This window comes from Vibrio sp. Of7-15 (genome assembly GCF_022347565.1).
GTDB lineage: Bacteria > Pseudomonadota > Gammaproteobacteria > Enterobacterales > Vibrionaceae > NORP241.
In genome coordinates, this window is the sequence record NZ_JAKRGH010000016.1 from 78,088 (window position 1) to 95,820 (window position 17,733).

At 43.9% G+C, this 17,733-nt stretch carries 16 protein-coding genes; 8 read left to right on the forward strand and 8 right to left on the reverse strand.

Translation table 11 applies throughout. The annotated features are described in order from the left end of the window. The first annotated feature begins 6 nt into the window (after positions 1 to 6). On the forward strand, positions 7 to 1,257 hold the full coding sequence (locus MHO82_RS16220) for a TIGR03503 family protein (RefSeq protein WP_239185329.1): 1,251 nt from the start codon (positions 7 to 9) through the stop codon (positions 1,255 to 1,257). Positions 1,258 to 1,689: 432 nt separating this feature from the next. On the opposite strand, the gene fadE is transcribed toward MHO82_RS16220, so the two are convergent. Then, positions 1,690 to 4,146, reverse strand: a complete 2,457-nt coding sequence (fadE, locus tag MHO82_RS16225) for an acyl-CoA dehydrogenase FadE (protein WP_239185331.1) — start codon at positions 4,144 to 4,146, stop codon at positions 1,690 to 1,692. A gap of 409 nt (positions 4,147 to 4,555) precedes the next feature. On the opposite strand from fadE, the gene dauA reads away from it, so the two are divergent. The 3 genes from dauA (at position 4,556) to MHO82_RS16240 (ending at position 7,770) form a co-directional block, all read left to right on the forward strand. Further along, a complete protein-coding gene (gene dauA / locus MHO82_RS16230; protein WP_239185333.1) occupies positions 4,556 to 6,241 on the forward strand; it encodes a C4-dicarboxylic acid transporter DauA in 1,686 nt (561 codons plus the stop codon). Positions 6,242 to 6,312: 71 nt separating this feature from the next. Further along, complete coding sequence (gene lpcA, locus MHO82_RS16235; RefSeq protein ID WP_239185335.1) at positions 6,313 to 6,891, forward strand: D-sedoheptulose 7-phosphate isomerase; 579 nt, start codon at positions 6,313 to 6,315, stop codon at positions 6,889 to 6,891. A 33-nt stretch (positions 6,892 to 6,924) separates the two neighbouring features. Next, positions 6,925 to 7,770, forward strand: coding sequence for a class II glutamine amidotransferase (locus MHO82_RS16240; protein WP_239185337.1), 846 nt, complete (start codon positions 6,925 to 6,927; stop codon positions 7,768 to 7,770). Between the two features lie 78 nt (positions 7,771 to 7,848). Here the strand turns inward: MHO82_RS16240 and purN are convergent, their stop codons facing one another. Together purN and purM are read right to left on the reverse strand one after the other, a co-directional pair. Further along, positions 7,849 to 8,487: a phosphoribosylglycinamide formyltransferase gene (gene purN, locus MHO82_RS16245; protein WP_239185339.1), complete on the reverse strand. Its 639-nt coding sequence runs from the start codon at positions 8,485 to 8,487 to the stop codon at positions 7,849 to 7,851. Between the two features lie 138 nt (positions 8,488 to 8,625). Then, positions 8,626 to 9,666 (reverse strand): phosphoribosylformylglycinamidine cyclo-ligase, encoded by a 1,041-nt coding sequence (gene purM, locus MHO82_RS16250; protein WP_239185341.1) that lies wholly within the window; start codon positions 9,664 to 9,666, stop codon positions 8,626 to 8,628. A gap of 180 nt (positions 9,667 to 9,846) precedes the next feature. Here purM and upp point away from each other — a divergent pair, with 180 nt between their 5' ends. Beyond that, positions 9,847 to 10,473 (forward strand): uracil phosphoribosyltransferase, encoded by a 627-nt coding sequence (gene upp, locus MHO82_RS16255; protein WP_239185343.1) that lies wholly within the window; start codon positions 9,847 to 9,849, stop codon positions 10,471 to 10,473. A 95-nt stretch (positions 10,474 to 10,568) separates the two neighbouring features. Here the strand turns inward: upp and MHO82_RS16260 are convergent, their stop codons facing one another. Beyond that, positions 10,569 to 11,819, reverse strand: a complete 1,251-nt coding sequence (locus MHO82_RS16260; protein WP_239185345.1) for a uracil-xanthine permease family protein — start codon at positions 11,817 to 11,819, stop codon at positions 10,569 to 10,571. A 267-nt stretch (positions 11,820 to 12,086) separates the two neighbouring features. Here MHO82_RS16260 and MHO82_RS16265 point away from each other — a divergent pair, with 267 nt between their 5' ends. Beyond that, positions 12,087 to 13,238: a DUF2066 domain-containing protein gene (locus MHO82_RS16265; RefSeq protein WP_239185347.1), complete on the forward strand. Its 1,152-nt coding sequence runs from the start codon at positions 12,087 to 12,089 to the stop codon at positions 13,236 to 13,238. Positions 13,239 to 13,302: 64 nt separating this feature from the next. Here MHO82_RS16265 and MHO82_RS16270 read toward each other — a convergent pair whose 3' ends face one another. From MHO82_RS16270 to MHO82_RS16285, 4 genes are all read right to left on the reverse strand, one after another. Next, positions 13,303 to 13,737 (reverse strand): DUF2069 domain-containing protein, encoded by a 435-nt coding sequence (locus tag MHO82_RS16270; protein ID WP_239185349.1) that lies wholly within the window; start codon positions 13,735 to 13,737, stop codon positions 13,303 to 13,305. A gap of 28 nt (positions 13,738 to 13,765) precedes the next feature. Continuing rightward, positions 13,766 to 14,335, reverse strand: coding sequence for an NAD(P)H:quinone oxidoreductase (gene wrbA, locus MHO82_RS16275; protein ID WP_239185351.1), 570 nt, complete (start codon positions 14,333 to 14,335; stop codon positions 13,766 to 13,768). Continuing rightward, a complete protein-coding gene (gene arsC, locus MHO82_RS16280; RefSeq protein ID WP_239185353.1) occupies positions 14,335 to 14,685 on the reverse strand; it encodes an arsenate reductase (glutaredoxin) in 351 nt (116 codons plus the stop codon). The genes wrbA and arsC overlap by 1 nt, the downstream gene beginning before the upstream one ends. A 67-nt stretch (positions 14,686 to 14,752) precedes the next feature. Then, on the reverse strand, positions 14,753 to 16,210 hold the full coding sequence (locus MHO82_RS16285) for a M48 family metallopeptidase (protein ID WP_239185355.1): 1,458 nt from the start codon (positions 16,208 to 16,210) through the stop codon (positions 14,753 to 14,755). Positions 16,211 to 16,379: 169 nt separating this feature from the next. Between MHO82_RS16285 and MHO82_RS16290 the strand changes: the two genes are divergently transcribed. Further along, positions 16,380 to 16,610: a sulfurtransferase TusA family protein gene (locus tag MHO82_RS16290; RefSeq protein WP_239185357.1), complete on the forward strand. Its 231-nt coding sequence runs from the start codon at positions 16,380 to 16,382 to the stop codon at positions 16,608 to 16,610. A 6-nt stretch (positions 16,611 to 16,616) separates the two neighbouring features. After that, complete coding sequence (locus tag MHO82_RS16295; RefSeq protein ID WP_239185359.1) at positions 16,617 to 17,684, forward strand: AI-2E family transporter; 1,068 nt, start codon at positions 16,617 to 16,619, stop codon at positions 17,682 to 17,684. Positions 17,685 to 17,733: the final 49 nt, after the last annotated feature.

A 17,733-nucleotide genomic window follows, 5' to 3' on the forward strand; every position in this document is an offset into this window, starting at 1 on the left:
GAAAATATGTGGCGATGGTTCTTATTGGCATTTTTGTTTCCCATAGCAAGTTGGGCTCAAGATGGAACGGACATGTCATGGTTGGATAATCGCTTTCGTGTTGATCCTACCATTCGTCAGGCTTCATTTGTGGTATACCGTGAAAAAGCGTCTCAGCCAGTGGTGCTTGTTCGTCCTGACGGGGTGAAATATTACGCTTGGAAACACCCTAAAAATGTTGCTTGGCATGAAGAAGATGGCATGGACATTATTTCGATTGAAAAACCCATGCCAGGCCCATGGCAGGCTATTGGTAAGGTCACGCCTAAAAACCGCATTAAGGTGTTATCTAACCTCACCATGAACGTGGATAATTTGCCAGCGAAGTTGTATCAATCGGAAGTGCTGAAGTTTACTGCTCGTTTATTGCAAGAGGATAAGCCATTAGTGTTACGAGACTTCTTAGATCGCGTGAACCTAAATGTGGTGTTTACCGAATACGTGGCAAATGAAGAGGACTTACCAAAAGAAGCGAAACCGCTTTCCACTATTGTGGGCACTTACGCCGATGATGGGCAGGGTATGGATGAATTCCCTGGTGATGGTGTGTTTACGGTGGATTTACCAATTACGGTAAAACCGGGTAAATATCGCGTTCGTATTCGTTCTGGTAATGGCGTGTTTTTAAGAACCATTGAACAAGAAGTGTTAGTGTACCCGCCGCCAATTCGAGCCAGCTTCATTCAAGCGCGTACGGATAAAACGGATCATGCTATGTCTATTGATACGGAAGCTGGGGTGGTTTTACCGGGTTCGTTATCAGCCCACATTGAACAGCAAGACCCGGAAGGCATTAATACGGTGAGCCAGGGCCAATCTCATGAAGAAGAGATTAAGTTGTCTTTCAATTTGCCAAATAGCAACATTCCGGGGCGCAACTCATGGTGGGGCTGGGTGTATGCAACGGATAAAGGAACGGGTCGAGAGCTGATTTTCCCTCTACCTAAGCAAAACTACGGTGTGGTTGAACCGATTGACTTAGAAAGCACATACGCCGCCTATCAAGCAGAAAAAGAGGCAAAGCGTTTAGCAGAAGAAGCACTACGTTTAGAAGAAGAACGTAAAGAGGCTCAAACCAAAGCACTGATTGCGATTGGGGTGGGTAATCTTATTGTTATTATTCTTGGCGTATTAGGTGTCTTTATTTGGCGTAAAGTGAAACAAAGAAAAGCCAAAGCGGCAGAGCAATTAAGTATGCCACCGCCACCAAAAGTGTAAGGCGATAAGCTACCTAGATAAACAGAGCCAGTTGGTATTCCAGCTGGCTTTTTTGTTTGTCAGTAACAGTGTCTTATCACTTCTTTAAGCTCATTCATCTCGTCAGAATGATGAGTGCATCCCGTGTTTATTAAAGCTTGGGATAAGGTTTGATAAAGCCTTGAATTACGCCTTGTGGTTTTTATTGAAGAGGATTCGATAAAGATAAACTGGATGTGCTATGCGGAAGTAGACAGGGCGGATGCTAGTTAACCTGATGGCCTATTGCGATAACGTTAACGAAGTTAGGCGCTAAAAGAGCGAGTAGAGTGACTTAAATGATGAATCAATGGAGAGGTGAAAAACCAGCGAGGAAGATAGGACTTTATTAAGACTCTTCAATAAAAAGGGAGAGCGTAATAGGCTCTCCCTTGCGGTACGTTGACGGTTTAATTAAGCCACACTGTGCAAATCAGGCTTTTTTATTTGAACTGGCTTGGTTGCAAGCTCTTCATGTTCAAAGTCATCGACGTTAATGGTTTCCAGTCTGCCAGCTTCTGCTTTACGAAGTAATTCTGCTTCTTCTTCGGTAATGGCTTTTGCTTCCAAACCTAGTTCAGCAACGTTATCCAGCTGCATGAATGGCAGTTTTTTCCCAGTCGCTTGGCAAACACGATCAAACAGAGGTTCCGCGGCTAGAATATCCAGCAGAGTTTGCTCAATTTTACCGATTGGATTGTGCTCACTGGCTTCTAGGAACTGACCTCGACCGATGCGTGAACGAGACTCGCTTGGTGTCTGAATAATACGAGCTACCTTGCTATCTAGTACATCTGAAGGCTTAGAGCGACTTAATCCTGTTGGGAAAAGGACCACTCGTAGCGCTTTTGCCACAAAGCGGTTAGGGAAATTAGCTAAGAACTCATCAATGGCCAATTCAGTTTGGTATAAAGAGTCTTGTAAGCCCCAGTGTACCAGTGCTAAGTCTTCTTTTTGGCGCCCTTCATCGGCAAAACGTTTTAACGTTGCAGAGCTTAGATACAGCTGGCTTAAAATATCACCTAAGCGAGCAGATAAGCGCTCACGACGTTTTAATGAGCCACCAAGTACCGCCATAGAAATATCAGATAGCAAAGCCATGTTAGTGCTGTAGCGGTTGAGTTGCTGATAATAGCGAGTCGTTTCGTCTTTAAATGGGGCAGCAGAGCCTCGGCCATCTGTTAAGCCTAACCAGAAGCTACGAGCAAAGTTACTAAAGACAAAACCCATGTGACCAAATAGCGCCGAATCAAAACCTTTTAGTGCTTTTTGTGCATCATCAGAGTAAGCCGCTTCCATTTCTGCCAGCACGTATGGATGGCAGCGGATAGCGCCTTGCCCGTAAATGATCATAGAGCGAGTAAGAATGTTGGCCCCTTCAACGGTAACGGCAATCGGAGCACCTTGATACGCACGCGCCAAGAAGTTTGATGGCCCCATGCAAATACCTTTACCACCGACGATGTCCATTGCATCAATGACGCTGCGTTGGCCGCGATGGGTACAGTGGTATTTGACGATAGCGGAGATCACCGAAGGTTTTTCACCTTGGTCGATGCCTGCAACTGTAAGAGCACTAGCTGCATCCATCACATAAGCGTTACCAGCAAGGCGTGCTAGTGGCTCTTCGATACCTTCCATTTTACCAATCGGAAGCTTGAACTGACGGCGAATACGAGCATAAGCACCTGTTGCCATCGCCACGCTTTTTGTGCCGCCTGTTGAGTTAGAAGGTAAAGTAATGCCACGGCCCACGGATAGACATTCAACCAGCATACGCCAGCCTTGGCCCGCCATGTCGGCACCACCAATAATGAAATCCAGTGGAACAAACACATCGTTACCGCGTGTTGGGCCGTTTTGGAATGGAACATTTAACGGGAAGTGACGGCGGCCAATACCAACGCCATCAATGTCGGTTGGGATCAGAGCACATGTAATGCCTAGTTCTTCTTTGTTACCTAGCAAGCCGTCTGGATCGCGCAGTTTAAAAGCAAGACCCAGTACGGTTGCGATAGGGGCTAGGGTAATGTAGCGCTTATTCCACGTAATACGCATACCAAGCACTTCTTCTCCATTCCACATGCCCTTGGTAACCACACCGTAGTCAGGGATTGAGCCTGCATCAGAGCCTGCTTCAGGACTGGTTAATGCAAAACACGGAATTTCTTGGCCTTTAGCAAGGCGCGGTAGGTAATGATCTTTTTGTGCTTTTGTACCGTAGTGTTGTAGTAATTCACCAGGGCCTAGTGAGTTAGGCACACCTACAGTTGAAGAGAGCACACCCGATACACCTGTAAGCTTTTGCAGCACTAATGATTGTGCGTAAGCCGAAAACTCTAAGCCACCGTATTCTTTTTTGATGATCATCGCGAAGAACTTATGATCTTTTAGGTACTGCCAGATCTCTGGTGGTAGATCGGCCATTTCATGAGTGATCTCGTAGTCACTGGCCATACGGCACACTTCGTTTACTGGGCCATCAAGAAAGGCTTGTTCTTCAGCGGTCAGTTGCGAAGCTGGAATGTTATGCAGCTTTTTCCAATCTGGATTACCACGGAATAAGTCAGCTTCCCACCATACGGTACCTGCATCAATTGCCTCTTTTTCAGTTTGAGACATGGCTGGCATGATGGTTTTAAACACCGCTAAAACTGGGCGGCTGATCAAAGATTGTCTGATCGATGTGATATTGATTGGAAGCGCAATAATTGCAAACGCTAGCCAACCGAATAAGCCAACAATGTCTAATGCACTGCCAGCAGCCAAAATCACCGCAGTTGTAAAGGTAAATGTTTTTAATCCGGCTCTTTGGTAGGCCAGTATGCCAAGCACTAAAACCAAAGAAAGCGAAAAGAGCAGTGTTGCCATTGTGATTCTCCTTATCGTGCAACGTATTTTTATTGTGCTTGGTAAGAGGTCCAACCACTTCTATGTAAAGTGTAATCAATTTTTTAATAAAATGTAAATTGTTTGATTGTTGAAAAAGTGATCTACTTTGCGTAAAAGCTCTAAACTTTCGTGCGGATTGATTAAGATCATGAAAAGACGTTGAGTTATCGCGCTAAAAAACAGTGATGTTCGGTATAATATTTTCTTCTGACACGTTCGTGTTGGATAGTTTGTGCAAGCTCATTAGTTGCCTTTCCCTGTTTTTACCGCTTGGTTGAAATCTCTTCTTGGGACGACAAATTTTGTAATTGCTGTCATATGACAACCTTACTCTACCGCTTCTTATCGCGTGGAGGGGTTGCCCGTTCTTTTTTATTAGGAGTAGGTTGTGTCGTTATGCTATTCATTACGTCAGGTGATGAAATCTGGTTATTCACTTGCATTATTACGGAAAGATATCGTTTCAGGGATGACAGTGGGCGTGGTGGCAATACCACTTGGTATGGCTTTAGCTATCGCTATTGGAGTACCGCCACAGCATGGTTTATATACGGTGATTGTTGCTGGTTTCTTAGTCGCTTTGTTTGGTGGTTCTCGTTTTAATATCACAGGCCCTACCGCGGCTTTTGTGGTTATTTTATTGCCTATTACTGAGCACTTTGGTTTAAGTGGGTTATTGATCGCCACTATGATGTCGGGCATGTGGTTGGCACTAATGGGAATGCTTAAGCTCGGGCGTGTGATCCGTTTTGTACCTTATCCTGTAACGATTGGTTTTACGGCAGGTATTGGCTTTGTGATTGCGTTCTTGCAGTTAAAAGATCTTCTTGGGTTAACTCTCATGTCTTCGCCTATTCACTTTTTCGATAAAGTTTTCAGCTATGTTAATGCTTTGCCGAGTATTAATTACGCAGACGCTGTGATCGGCTTGCTTACTATTGTGAGCTTTATTATGTGCAGTAAGGTGCCACCCCATGTAATGGCGCTGCTTGTTGCAACGGTTTTAGCTGCCATTATTAACAACTCTTCTTGGGCGATGGCTACGACCATAGGGGATAAATTTCATTATGTGATTGATGGGGTTTTTGGTCGAGGTATCCCTCAGCAATTACCTGAACTCTCATTACCATGGCAAGATATTGAGTTGAGCTGGGGGCTGATTTATCAGTTATTGCCTGCATCCATTGCCATTGCGTTATTGGGGGCCATTGAATCTTTATTATGTGCTGTTGTGGCTGATGGCATGACCAAAACTCGGCATGATTCGGATTCAGAGCTGGTGGCTCAAGGTTTAGGGAATATGATTGCGCCTTTATTTGGTGCTATTCCTGCTACTGCGGCGATTGCCCGAACAGCAACGAACATTAGAGCAGGGGGCGTGTCACCCATATCAGCCATGATCCACGCGGTATTTGTATTAATTGCAATGCTGATATTAGCTCCTGTGCTGGCCTATATCCCAATGGCCGGGCTGGCAGGTTTATTAATTATGGTGGCTTGGAATATGTCTGAAGCGCCTCATTTTGTAAAACTGATCAAAACCGCCCCTCGCCGAGATGTGATCGTGCTATTGGTGTGTTTTAGCCTAACCGTCGCCTTTGATATGGTTGTTGCGGTTGCCGTAGGAATAGCATTAGCAGGTGTATTGTTTATTCAGCGAGTACTGGCATTAACAGCAGCACACAGCACTGTTCCAGCGGACATTGAACATGAATCTATGGTTTATCATTACTTAGAGGGGCCCTTATTTTTTGCAGCTTGCGATAAGATAAAACAGTTGGTTGATGACACGCCTAAATCTGCCCAAGTGATCATTTTTGATATGGAAAAGGTAACCGCAATTGATATTAGTGCGTTAAATGCCATTCAGGAAGCGATGGATCAGCTATCGCATGCACGGATTTTGGTGTGTAATTTATCTTCTGAATTATGGTTAAAAGTGCAGCGTATTGGCTGGGAGAGTTTACCTAATGTGACATTATGTGAATCCGATGCACAATTTACGCATCATCTTTCAGCAATCAGAGCGGATAATCGAGTTTCAGTATCGACACCTTCTCCTCTTTCTATGTAAACTGCAATAAGGCTTGATATGGGCATGTAAAGGCATGCCTGTTCATTAATAATAAATAAAGAGATATTGCCATGTACCAAGATCTGATTCGTTCTGAGCTCACAGAAGCTGCTGATGTTCTTAATGCCTTTTTAAGTGATAACGATAACCTCGCTAACATTGAAGCAGCAGCTAAAATGATTGCAGATTCTTTCAAAAAAGGCGGTAAAGTACTGTCTTGTGGTAATGGTGGCTCCCATTGTGATGCCATGCATTTTGCTGAAGAGCTAACAGGTCGCTATCGCGATAATCGCCCAGGTTACCCTGGTATTGCTATTTCAGATCCGAGTCATCTATCGTGTGTGAGTAATGACTTTGGTTACGAGCACGTATTTTCTCGTTACACACAAGCGGTAGGTTCAGCGGGCGATGTACTGTTTGGGCTGTCAACATCAGGTAACTCTGGTAATATTCTTAACGCAATTGAAGCTGCGAAAGAGAAAGGAATGACGACCATCGCGCTTACGGGCAAAGATGGCGGTAAGATGGCGGGTTTGGCTGATATTGAGATCCGCGTACCACACTTTGGCTATGCTGATCGTATCCAGGAAATCCACATCAAAATCATCCATATTATTATTCAGCTGATTGAAAAAGAGATGGAAGCCTAAAACGGCAAGAAGTAACAAGGAGTACAACCGGATATGTGTGAATTGCTCGGAATGAGCGCCAATGTGCCAACTGATATCTGTTTTAGCTTTACAGGCTTAATACAACGTGGCGGTAATACAGGTCCGCACCGTGACGGCTGGGGGATCACTTTTTATGAAGAAAAAGGATTCCGGACTTTTAAAGACCCAAAGCCGAGTTGTGAATCTAAAATTGCAGAATTAGTTCAGCATTATCCAATAAAGAGTTGTGCGGTTGTTAGCCATATAAGGCAGGCGAATCGGGGTGGGGTTAACCTTGAAAACACCCATCCGTTTACCAGAGAGCTTTGGGGGCGTTACTGGACTTTCGCGCACAATGGGCAATTGACGGATTACGATGATCTGGACAGTGGGCGATTTCGCCCTGTTGGTCAGACCGACAGCGAATTGTCTTTTTGTTGGTTGATTAAGCAATTAGAAGATCGTTACCCTGAGCCTCCACAAGACATGGAGGGCATGTTTCGGTACGTCGCAGAGTGTTGTGATGTATTGAGAGAAAAGGGGGTCTTTAATATGCTGCTAAGCGATGGTGAGTATGTGATGATTTACTGCACAAACCACCTTTACTGGATCACCCGCCGTGCACCTTTTGGTAAAGCCAGTTTAATCGATGAAGATGTTGAGATTAACTTCCAAGAAGAAACGACACCTAATGATGTGGTTTCAGTGGTGGCTACTCAGCCTTTAACAGACAACGAAACTTGGTCACGCATGAAACCAGGAGAGTTTGCGTTGTTTCACTTCGGTGAATTGATTGACGGGAACAAAGAAGCACTTAGTCATGTGGCATTTGCGCCGAAGAAAGTGGCAAGTCAGGCACCGACGGAACCCCTTGAGTAATTCCTCTTACATGGTTATACGAAAAGAGCTGATTTATCGTCAGCTCTTTTTTGTTTATATGTAGGCGAGGCCGTGACACTATTCTTCAGCGTAGCCGTGGAGGCCGAGAACGTTGCCATCTAACACGGCTTGTCCTTCTTCCATTACAAGACGTTCTTCGACAAACCATTTTGTCACAAGAGGGTAAATTTTATGCTCTTGAGTCAGTACACGAGCTGCCAGAGTTTGGGCGTCATCTTCTTCAAATACAGGCACTTTTGCTTGTAAAATAACAGGCCCACCATCGAGCTCTTCGGTTACGAAGTGAACACTGGTGCCGTGTTCTGAATCTTTGGCATCAATGGCGCGTTGATGGGTATTAAGGCCCGTATATTTAGGCAGTAACGATGGATGAACATTGATCATTCTACCCATGTAGTGATTAACAAACTCTCCACTTAGAATGCGCATGTAGCCAGCAAGAACAATCAGATCAGGTTGATAGCGATCAATTTGATTCATTAGCTCTAAATCGAAATCGTCTCGTGAATCGAAGTCTTTCGGGTTAATGAAGTGCGCTGGAATGTGTTCGTCACGAGCGCGTTGTAATCCAAAGGCATCTTCTTTATTGGAAAAAACAGCGCTTACTTTTGCCACATCAATGTTGGTGTTACAGGCGTCTAAGATCGCTTGTAAATTACTGCCGCTACCAGAAACTAAAACAACAATATTTTTCATATGGTGCAGACCAAATTCTCTGATTAAACGTTAACGTATTGAGTAATATACTTATCTTTACTATGGTTTTATGCTGTGTAAATAGCAAAATGAGGACTCAAGAGCCCTCATTTTATTTAACCGAAGCAAGGTATTTGCTTAGTTAATTTCTACTTGTTCTTCACCTGCTTCGGCATTGGCAATTTCACCAATCACCCAAGTATTTTCGCCTTCTGCTTTTAGTAGCTCAACTGCTGCTTCAGCTTGCTCTTTAGGAAGAGCAATGACAAGGCCTACGCCACAGTTGAAAGTGCGGTACATTTCGAATGTTTCCACGTTGCCTTTCTCTTGTAGCCAGTTAAAGATAGCAGGCCATTCCCAGCTCTTACCGTCAATCACTGCTTTGGTCCCTTCAGGAAGGACACGAGGGATATTTTCCCAGAAACCACCACCTGTAATGTGCGAGATAGCGTGAATATCATGCTCTGCAATCATTTTAAGGGCTGATTTGATGTAAATTTTGGTTGGTTCCAGTAAGTGTTCACCAATGGTGCGACCTTCTAGCTCTTCATTCTTATCAGCACCAGATACTTCCAGTACTTTACGAATAAGTGAGTAACCGTTTGAGTGTGGGCCACTTGAGCCAACAGCGATAAGTGCATCACCTGCTGCTACTTTTGTACCGTCGATGATGTCTGCTTTTTCTACTACGCCAACACAAAAGCCAGCCACATCGTAGTCTTCACCTTCGTACATACCTGGCATTTCAGCTGTTTCACCGCCGATAAGTGCACAACCAGATTGAACACAGCCTTCCGCAATACCAGAAACAACGTCTGCTGCCGTATCTACGTCTAGCTTACCTGTCGCGTAGTAATCTAGGAAGAATAATGGTTCTGCACCTTGAACAATCAGATCGTTCACACACATAGCCACTAAATCGATACCAATGGTGTCGTGCTTTTTCATATCCAAAGCAAGGCGAAGTTTAGTACCTACCCCATCCGTACCTGAAACCAATACAGGTTCTTTGTATTTGGTTGGAAGTTCACATAGGGCACCAAAGCCACCAATACCACCCATTACTTCAGGGCGACGAGTGCGCTTAACGGCACCCTTAATACGGTCTACTAATGCATTACCAGCGTCAATATCGACACCAGCGTCTTTATAACTCAAAGAAGCGTTGTTACCACTCACGGGTTTACCTCGGCATAGGTTGGATTTGAAAAATCGGCGCTATTCTAACAGCAGATGATAGAAAAAGGAAAACGTTTGCGTCGCTTATTGTAATAAAAAAACACAGCAATAATATCGCCACAAATCAAAAGGAATAAGGTATAATTTTTCGGTTTTGATTAATTTGGGCCGGAGTCCGATATGAAGATTGTAGAAGTGAAACACCCACTGGTTAAGCATAAAATTGGTCTGATGCGTGAGGCTGATATCAGCACAAAACGTTTTCGTGAGCTGGCAACAGAAGTGGGTAGCCTTTTAACTTACGAAGCAACTGCGGATTTTGAAACAGAAAAAGTAACTATTGATGGCTGGAATGGTCCAGTAGAAGTAGACCAAATCAAAGGTAAAAAAGTAACAGTTGTGCCAATTCTTCGTGCTGGCCTTGGTATGATGGATGGTGTTTTAGAGCACATCCCAAGTGCACGTATTAGCGTTGTTGGCATTTACCGCGACGAAGAAACACTAGAGCCTGTACCATACTTCCACAAATTGGCTTCAAACATTGATGAGCGTTTAGCTCTTGTTGTTGATCCAATGCTTGCAACAGGCGGCTCTATGATCGCAACTATCGATCTATTAAAAGAGAAAGGTTGTAAGTCGATTAAGATCTTAGTGCTTGTTGCTGCTCCTGAAGGCCTAGAAGCACTAGAAAAAGCACACCCAGATGTGGAGCTTTACACCGCAGCAGTTGATGAGTGTCTGAATGATAAAGGTTACATCATCCCTGGCCTTGGTGATGCTGGTGATAAGATCTTCGGTACGAAATAATTTTGATTCTGCTTTGTATTAAAAGATAAGCAGAGCGAAAGGATAATGAAAGCCAACTTCCGTGAGTTGGCTTTTTTAATGACGCTTGAAAAGGCTTATTTTATCTCTTCTTCCATTTGGGCTTGATCCACCACCTTATTTTCGCCCAGATCTTTTGGCAAAATTAAATTAAGGGCAATGGCTACGATGCCACATAAGCTCACGCCTTGCAGGCTAAATTCACCAATGCCAAACGCCATGCCGCCAATACCAAATACTAAAGTCACACCAACAATGGTCAGGTTACGTGATTGATGTAAATCGACATTATTTTTGATCAGAGTATTAAGGCCAACCGTTGCGATAGAGCCAAAGAGTAGGATCATGATCCCGCCCATAACAGGCACAGGAATGGTTTGTAATGTCGCACCTAGCTTGGCAACAAGTGCAAGCACAATGGCACTGACAGCAGCCCATGTCATGATTACAGGATTAAATGCTTTGGTTAGCATTACCGCACCCGTTACTTCACTGTAGGTAGTATTTGGTGGTGCGCCAACCATAGAGGCCGCAATAGTTGCGACGCCATCACCTGTAATAGTGCGATGTAGACCTGGTTTTTTAAGGTAGTTTTTACCCGTAACGTTTGAGATTGCCAGCATGTCACCAACATGTTCCACGGCTGGAGCAATGGCGACTGGGATCATAAATAAAATGGCGTTAATGTTAAATTCAGGGGCAGTGAAACTAGGCAGAGCAAACCAAGGCGCTTGTTCTACGGCACTAAAATCGACGACTCCAAATGCAAGGCTTAAGCCGTAGCCCACAGCAATACCAGAGACGATAGGCAGCAGTTTAAAAAAGCCTTTAGCAAATACACTAACCGCAATTGTGGTTAGTAGTGATGCACAAGAAATCCATAGGGCCAAATCGGCATCGATAAGTTGAACGGCACCATCGCCAGTTTTACCAAGCGCCATATTCACAGCAACAGGTGCGAGACCTAAGCCAATCACCATGATGACAGGGCCAACCACTACTGGCGGTAAAATTTTATGGATAAATTCTACCCCTCGTACTTTGATTACCGCTCCCATAAGAACATAAATGATACCAGCGGCCATTAAACCGCCCATGGTAGCGGGGATGCCCCACGTTTGTGTTCCATACATAATCGGTGCAATAAAAGCGAAAGATGAGGCTAAGAAGATAGGCACCGAGCGGCGAGTAATAAATTGAAAGAGTAAAGTACCAATACCCGCACCAAAAAGAGCTACATTGGGATCTAACCCAGTCAGAAGGGGAACTAAAACCAGTGCGCCAAAGGCCACAAACAGCATCTGCGCGCCTTGCAGTACATTAAACATGAGCAAGTATCCATTGTTATTTTAAATAGGAATAATAAAATCGGCGAATTCTAGCATTGATGGCAATCGTTTGCCTACCAGCATAGGTCAAACTTATTAAAGACTCTTTAGCTTAAAAATGGAGTGATAAATAAAAAACACTAAATAGCCTTAGTGAATTTTATTTATCACTTTATTAACTTGGGATAGGAATCCCTAGTGCATGGCTTGCCCCATATAAAATATGCGCTTATGATCGGGGGAATTTAAATGAATAGTGGATGTACTATGCTGCGATTAGCTTTTTTATTGCTTTGTCTTTTGGCTCTGCCTGTAAAAGCAATGACTAATGTGGACTTATATAAAGCTCAGGTTGTACTGCCTGCTGGAAAAAATGCCGAAGAATTGGCTCGTCGTCAGGCACTTGAGCAAGTATTGATTAAAGTTTCTGGTCAAAGGAATGTATCGAAAAATGAAGTAATACAAAAAGCGCTGGCTAAGAGTAATCAGTATATTTCACAGTTTGGGTACGGTGAATGGCAAGGAAAGCGTACTTTAGTTCTGGGTTTTAATAATCAACTGATTCACAACTTATTGACACAAGCACAGCTAACATTGTGGGGATCGCAGCGCCCAGTGTTACTTGTTTGGTTAGCTGAAGAAGAAAACTACGATCGCAGCATCATTTGGGAGCAGTCGGGTAGCACATTGACCAAACAAGTGCGTTTCTCTGCCGAGCAACGTGGGTTACCTGTTAGTATTCCGGTTGGAGATTTTGATGACATTACGGCGATAAGTGTACCTGATCTATGGGGTGGCTTTGTTCGACCTATCGCGGAAGCAAGTTCTCGCTATCCATCTGATTCGGTTTTAGTCGCTAAAGTGGTACGTTTAGCGGGTGGTGACGTTAAACTTTATTGGCAGCTGTTTAATGATGAGCCGACCTCTATGTTAACTAGCCAGCGTTTGCCTATAGAGGGGAGAACTCAAGGCTCTGAAGCCGATGCGATTGCAACCATGATGAATACGGTTAGTGACTATTTTGCTAAGCAGTATGCAGTTAGATTAGGCGGAGAATCTGATGAAGGCGTGACGATCACTGTGTTAGATGTGAACTCACCAGAAGATTTTTTCCATCTTGAAGGGGTGATTAAGAAATTAAGCTCTGTTGCTAACGTGCAAGTGAATCAGTTGAAAGGCAATGAAGTGACTTTTTCGGTGAGTTTATTAACCAATGCCACAGAGTTTCAGCGTGAACTGCTTCTAGACTCTCGAATTCAACCAGTTCAAACTTATACGGATGTGGAGCCAGTAGATGATAAAGAGCCTACGCTGTTGGTTGAACCTGGCACTGTTGATGGTTCACTAGAGGCCCCCACAACGGAAGAGCCAACCGATACAAATGAGTCTGCTCAAACTTTGTATCACTGGGTTTCTTAACCTGGCTAAGGTTTGTTTGAAAAAGCCACGAAGATGCATTTCTTCGTGGCTTTTTTATTTGTTTTTAGTCAGAGTTTGATTGGTCAAACTTCTCTTTTTCTTGCTTCTCAACCGTTGATAGTTTGGGAAGTTTTAGACCAAGCTCTTGTCCACGGAATTTGGCGTAGAGCGTATTGCCAGCAAAGGCTGCAGAAACGATGATTAACTCCACCAGGGCTAATAATCTTTCGCCTTCATCTACCCAAATCATGGTAAGGGCGTGCAGAAAGTAGAACATTAATATGAAATTAGCCCAAGCGTGAGTATAGGCTTTTCCACGTAGTATCCCCGGTAGTGGGAAAAGTAGTGGTATTAGCCAACCAATGGTTAAGCCTAATGGATTGATTTGTGAATGAGGTGCGATCACGCTGTGCCATAGCACGACCCAAACAACCAATGAAAGATAGCTAAATAGGGCTAATCGGCGATACTGTTGAGTCTTGGGGCTCAGTTCTGTCATGTAGATTCCTTGGACTGACAAAGGTGGTTTATAGGCTCAGTTTTTTGGCGTGTTCAGCAAGTCGTTTACCTAATATGATCGCCAATTTTTGTTCGTCTTGCTCTAATCCAGCCTGTGGATTTCCGGCGTGGTGCGAAGCGCCATAAGGGGTCCCTCCATGGGCGTTAGTGTGTAATTCTGGAGTGGAATACGGGATACCCATCACCAACATGCCGTGATGAAGTAAAGGCAACATCATAGATTGTAGGGTTGTTTCTTGGCCACCATGTAAGGTGGAAGACGAGGTAAATACACACGCTGGTTTGCCTTCTAGCTCACCAGCCAGCCACAGTGGTGTAGTTTGATCTAAAAAATGTTTCAAGGGGGCGGCCATGTTACCAAACCAAACAGGGCTGCCTAATGCTAGCGCTGAACACTGCTTAAGATCATCAAGGGTAGCAATGGGGTCAACTTCAGAACCTTCTGATGTGGATAATTCAGCTACCGTTCGTATTTTGGCTTCACAGCCTTCGACTTGCTCTACACCACGGGCAATCGCACGCGCAAGGCGGCGAGTGCTTCCGTGGCGGCTGTAATAGAGAATAACAATAGAGAGCATTAAAGAATATCCAGCACTTGCTCTGGTGGTCGGCCTAATTTGGCTTTGTTATTCGCAATAACAATAGGACGCTCAATTAGCTTTGGTGTGTTATGCATTGCTTCAAATAAGGCATCATCTGAAACGCTTTCATCACCTAAGTTTTGCTCTTTATACACATCTTCTTTAGTACGCATCATGTCACGTACAGACTCAAAACCAAGTTGGCTATAAATCGTCTTAAGCTCAGACACACTTGGTGGCGTATCCAAATATTTAATTACTTCTGGTGTGATGTCTTGAGCTTCAAGTAGAGTCAATGTTTGACGGCTTTTTGAACAGCGGGGGTTGTGGTAAATGACAACAGACATGACCTGTCTCCGATATTGTTAAAAGAATGCAGTTCCATTGTAGTGGAACTGCATCATTCGTTAAATATCAAAGTGCTGAAAATCGATCTCGCGCGATTCGTAATTGGTCAATGCGAGCATCATAACGAGCTTGATTTAAGCTCCCAAGCTCTGCTAGTTGGCTAGCTTGCGTGTAGTTTTGCAAGGATTTGTTCCATAAGCCCTTTAAGGCAAAAATTTCAGCTCTGGCTGCCAATTCGCCATCGGTGATGCCTGCATTCGCATATGCTTTGGCAAGCAATGACCAGCCAGTTGTGTCGTTTGGTCGTTCATGGGTGTATTGCTGTAACGTTTTAATGGCTTGCTGAGCTTGATTATTTTCAAGCAGTGCATTGGCGTAGTTAATCATTAACACTGAGTTTTGAGGTTGTTGTTTTAACGCTTTTTCTAATCGTGTAATCGCAGAGGCATATTTTTCTTGATATAAGTCAAGATCGGTTATTGCGTCTAAATAAAAACGATTGTTGGGGTTGTCTTTTAACAGCTTATCTAAGATTTTTTGGGCGTCATCGAATTTCTTATCGTCTAGGTACACTAGCGCTTTACCATATTCTAAAGAAGGCTTAACCGTAGCACTGGCCTTTTTTAATTGACGATCGAACCAGTCGTGAGCGGCACTGCTTTCAATGCCAGCATAGCGGGCCACAATTCGTGCTCTCGCCAAATGATAACGTAGTGATGGTGCGACTTTTTTACTCTTGTATTGCTGAGCCCGAGAGCGAGTGTCGGTGATACGGTCTTCTGGTAAGGGGTGGGTCAGCAGCATAGGCGGCGGCGTGCTGGCGTAACGGTACTGATCCGCTAGACGACCAAAGAATCGAGGCATGGCATTGGTATCAAAACCACTTTTGGCTAATGTACTGATGCCAAATCTATCTGCTTCTTTTTCATTGCTACGAGTGTAGTTGATAGAGCTTTGCATGGACGATGCTGTTGTGGCATGAATAGCGGCAATACCAGCTTCAGGAGCGGCGACAGCTAAAATGAGCGAGCCTATTAAAGCAGCCATGGTTGCCGGAGAGCGGCGAGCTTGTTCTTCCATGCTACGAGCTAAATGGCGTTGGGTTACGTGGGCAATTTCGTGGGCAACAACAGATGCGAGCTCACTTTCAGTTTGAGCGTGTAGAAATAGGCCAGAGTGCAGGGCGACATAACCACCAAAAAACGCAAACGCATTAATATTACGATCTTGGATCATAAAAAAGTTAAATGGCGTTTTTACATCGTTGGCGTTAGCAACTAAGCGGTGCCCTAAATCTTGAATGTATTCGTTTAAAACGGGATCTGAGATGACAGGTTGGCTTGCGCGTAACATTCGCATGTAAGCATCACCATACTCCAGCTCTTGATCGATAGTAAGTGTCGCGGCAGCAGCTGTTCCGATATCGGGTAAATCTAAGCTATTAGCAGCCACACTGGTACTGAAACCAGAGCTTAATAACGCTGACAATAATAGGTAAACGGGGGCTTTTTTAAATTTAAGCATGAAAACAGCACTGCACCTTTTCTTGTTTTTCTGGTCTAGTAGTACCAGATAATTTAAGTTTTTAATGTAGATTGTAATGGTTCGACCACAAATCCTTGGTTAGGTTTCTTTTTTGTCGTGGCTATGTGATTTACAATATTGTTTTTGATAATAACTGTCGAGCTGAGTAATGGAAACCCAACTTCTTGATTTAACGTCTGAACGTTGTCCAATGTCCCTTCTATTAGCGAAGAGAAAAGGGGCAACACTCGGTGTTAATGAAACGCTCAAGATTTGTATTTCAGACGCTGGCTCGCAGAAAGACATTAGCGCGTACTTTCTACAACAAGGCTTTGTCGTGATCGTGAATAGTCAAAATGACCACGGTTTTGAATTAATTGTGACTAAAGAGAAGATGTAATTCATTATGCTAGAAATGATCAGCCGTTGGTATCAACGACGTTTTTCCGATCCACATGCCGTTAGCTTAGTTGCCATCTTAGTGGTTGGCTTTGTCACGATTTATTTCTTTGGTCATTTAATTGCCCCATTATTGGTTGCGATCGTCTTGGCTTATTTACTCGAATGGCCTGTAACCCGCCTTTGTAATGTGGGGCTGCCTCGGTCTATTTCTGTTGTTGTTGTTTTAATTATTTTTATCGGTTTGATGTTAATGGCTTTATTTGGCCTAGTTCCGACTATTTGGACTCAAATAGGGAATTTAGTCAATGATGTGCCTTCCATGCTAAACGGTTTTCAAAAGTTTGTTTTCAGTCTGCCTGAGCGCTATCCAGAAATGGTTGACCCTCAATTGGTTGAAACCATGATGAGTACATTGAAAAGCAAAGTGTTAGGCATGGGGGAAAGTGTTGTCAAAGGGTCATTGGCATCCCTAGTAAGCTTGGCAGCTCTTGGTGTGTATTTAATTTTAGTGCCACTGCTTATCTTCTTTTTATTAAAAGATAAAAACGAGATGCTAACAGCACTTAGCGGTATTTTGCCACAAAACCGTCGTTTGGCGGCGAAGGTTTGGTTTGAAATGAATGAGCAAATTTCAAATTACATTCGTGGCAAAGTCACTGAAATCATGATTGTAGGCGGTGTGAGTTACGTTACGTTTGCCGTGATGGACCTACGCTATGCGGTACTGTTGAGTGTAGCGGTCGGCTTATCTGTCTTGATCCCTTATATTGGGGCCGCCGCGGTGACAGTACCTGTTGCTATTGTGGCTCTGTTTCAGTGGGGGCTCAGCTCTGAATTTTACTGGCTATTGTTTGCCTATGCCATTATTCAAGCATTAGACGGTAACGTATTAGTGCCTGTTTTATTTTCAGAAGCAGTGAACCTACATCCTGTAGCGATTATTGTGGCAGTGTTGGTGTTTGGTGGTTTATGGGGATTCTGGGGCGTTTTCTTTGCCATTCCTTTAGCGACATTAGTAAAAGCAGTATGGAAAGCGTTGCCAGCTAGGGAAGATCAGTATTCCAAGGCCTAGTGGACAGTTTATCGAATTAAACAATAAAAAGCGCCGCAATAAGACATTG

What these genes read in the sequence shown, in the direction of transcription:
- MHO82_RS16285 (WP_239185355.1), bottom strand. Translation starts at nt 16,210, where the DNA reads ATGCTTAAATTTAAAAAAGCCCCCGTTTACCTATTATTGTCAGCGTTA.
- MHO82_RS16270 (WP_239185349.1), bottom strand. Translation starts at nt 13,737, where the DNA reads ATGACAGAACTGAGCCCCAAGACTCAACAGTATCGCCGATTAGCCCTA.
- MHO82_RS16265 (WP_239185347.1), top strand. Translation starts at nt 12,087, where the DNA reads ATGCTGCGATTAGCTTTTTTATTGCTTTGTCTTTTGGCTCTGCCTGTA.
- upp (WP_239185343.1), top strand. Translation starts at nt 9,847, where the DNA reads ATGAAGATTGTAGAAGTGAAACACCCACTGGTTAAGCATAAAATTGGT.
- arsC (WP_239185353.1), bottom strand. Translation starts at nt 14,685, where the DNA reads ATGTCTGTTGTCATTTACCACAACCCCCGCTGTTCAAAAAGCCGTCAA.
- fadE (WP_239185331.1), bottom strand. Translation starts at nt 4,146, where the DNA reads ATGGCAACACTGCTCTTTTCGCTTTCTTTGGTTTTAGTGCTTGGCATA.
- purN (WP_239185339.1), bottom strand. Translation starts at nt 8,487, where the DNA reads ATGAAAAATATTGTTGTTTTAGTTTCTGGTAGCGGCAGTAATTTACAA.
- wrbA (WP_239185351.1), bottom strand. Translation starts at nt 14,335, where the DNA reads ATGCTCTCTATTGTTATTCTCTATTACAGCCGCCACGGAAGCACTCGC.
- MHO82_RS16295 (WP_239185359.1), top strand. Translation starts at nt 16,617, where the DNA reads ATGCTAGAAATGATCAGCCGTTGGTATCAACGACGTTTTTCCGATCCA.
- lpcA (WP_239185335.1), top strand. Translation starts at nt 6,313, where the DNA reads ATGTACCAAGATCTGATTCGTTCTGAGCTCACAGAAGCTGCTGATGTT.
- MHO82_RS16240 (WP_239185337.1), top strand. Translation starts at nt 6,925, where the DNA reads ATGTGTGAATTGCTCGGAATGAGCGCCAATGTGCCAACTGATATCTGT.
- MHO82_RS16260 (WP_239185345.1), bottom strand. Translation starts at nt 11,819, where the DNA reads ATGTTTAATGTACTGCAAGGCGCGCAGATGCTGTTTGTGGCCTTTGGC.
- MHO82_RS16290 (WP_239185357.1), top strand. Translation starts at nt 16,380, where the DNA reads ATGGAAACCCAACTTCTTGATTTAACGTCTGAACGTTGTCCAATGTCC.
- MHO82_RS16220 (WP_239185329.1), top strand. Translation starts at nt 7, where the DNA reads ATGTGGCGATGGTTCTTATTGGCATTTTTGTTTCCCATAGCAAGTTGG.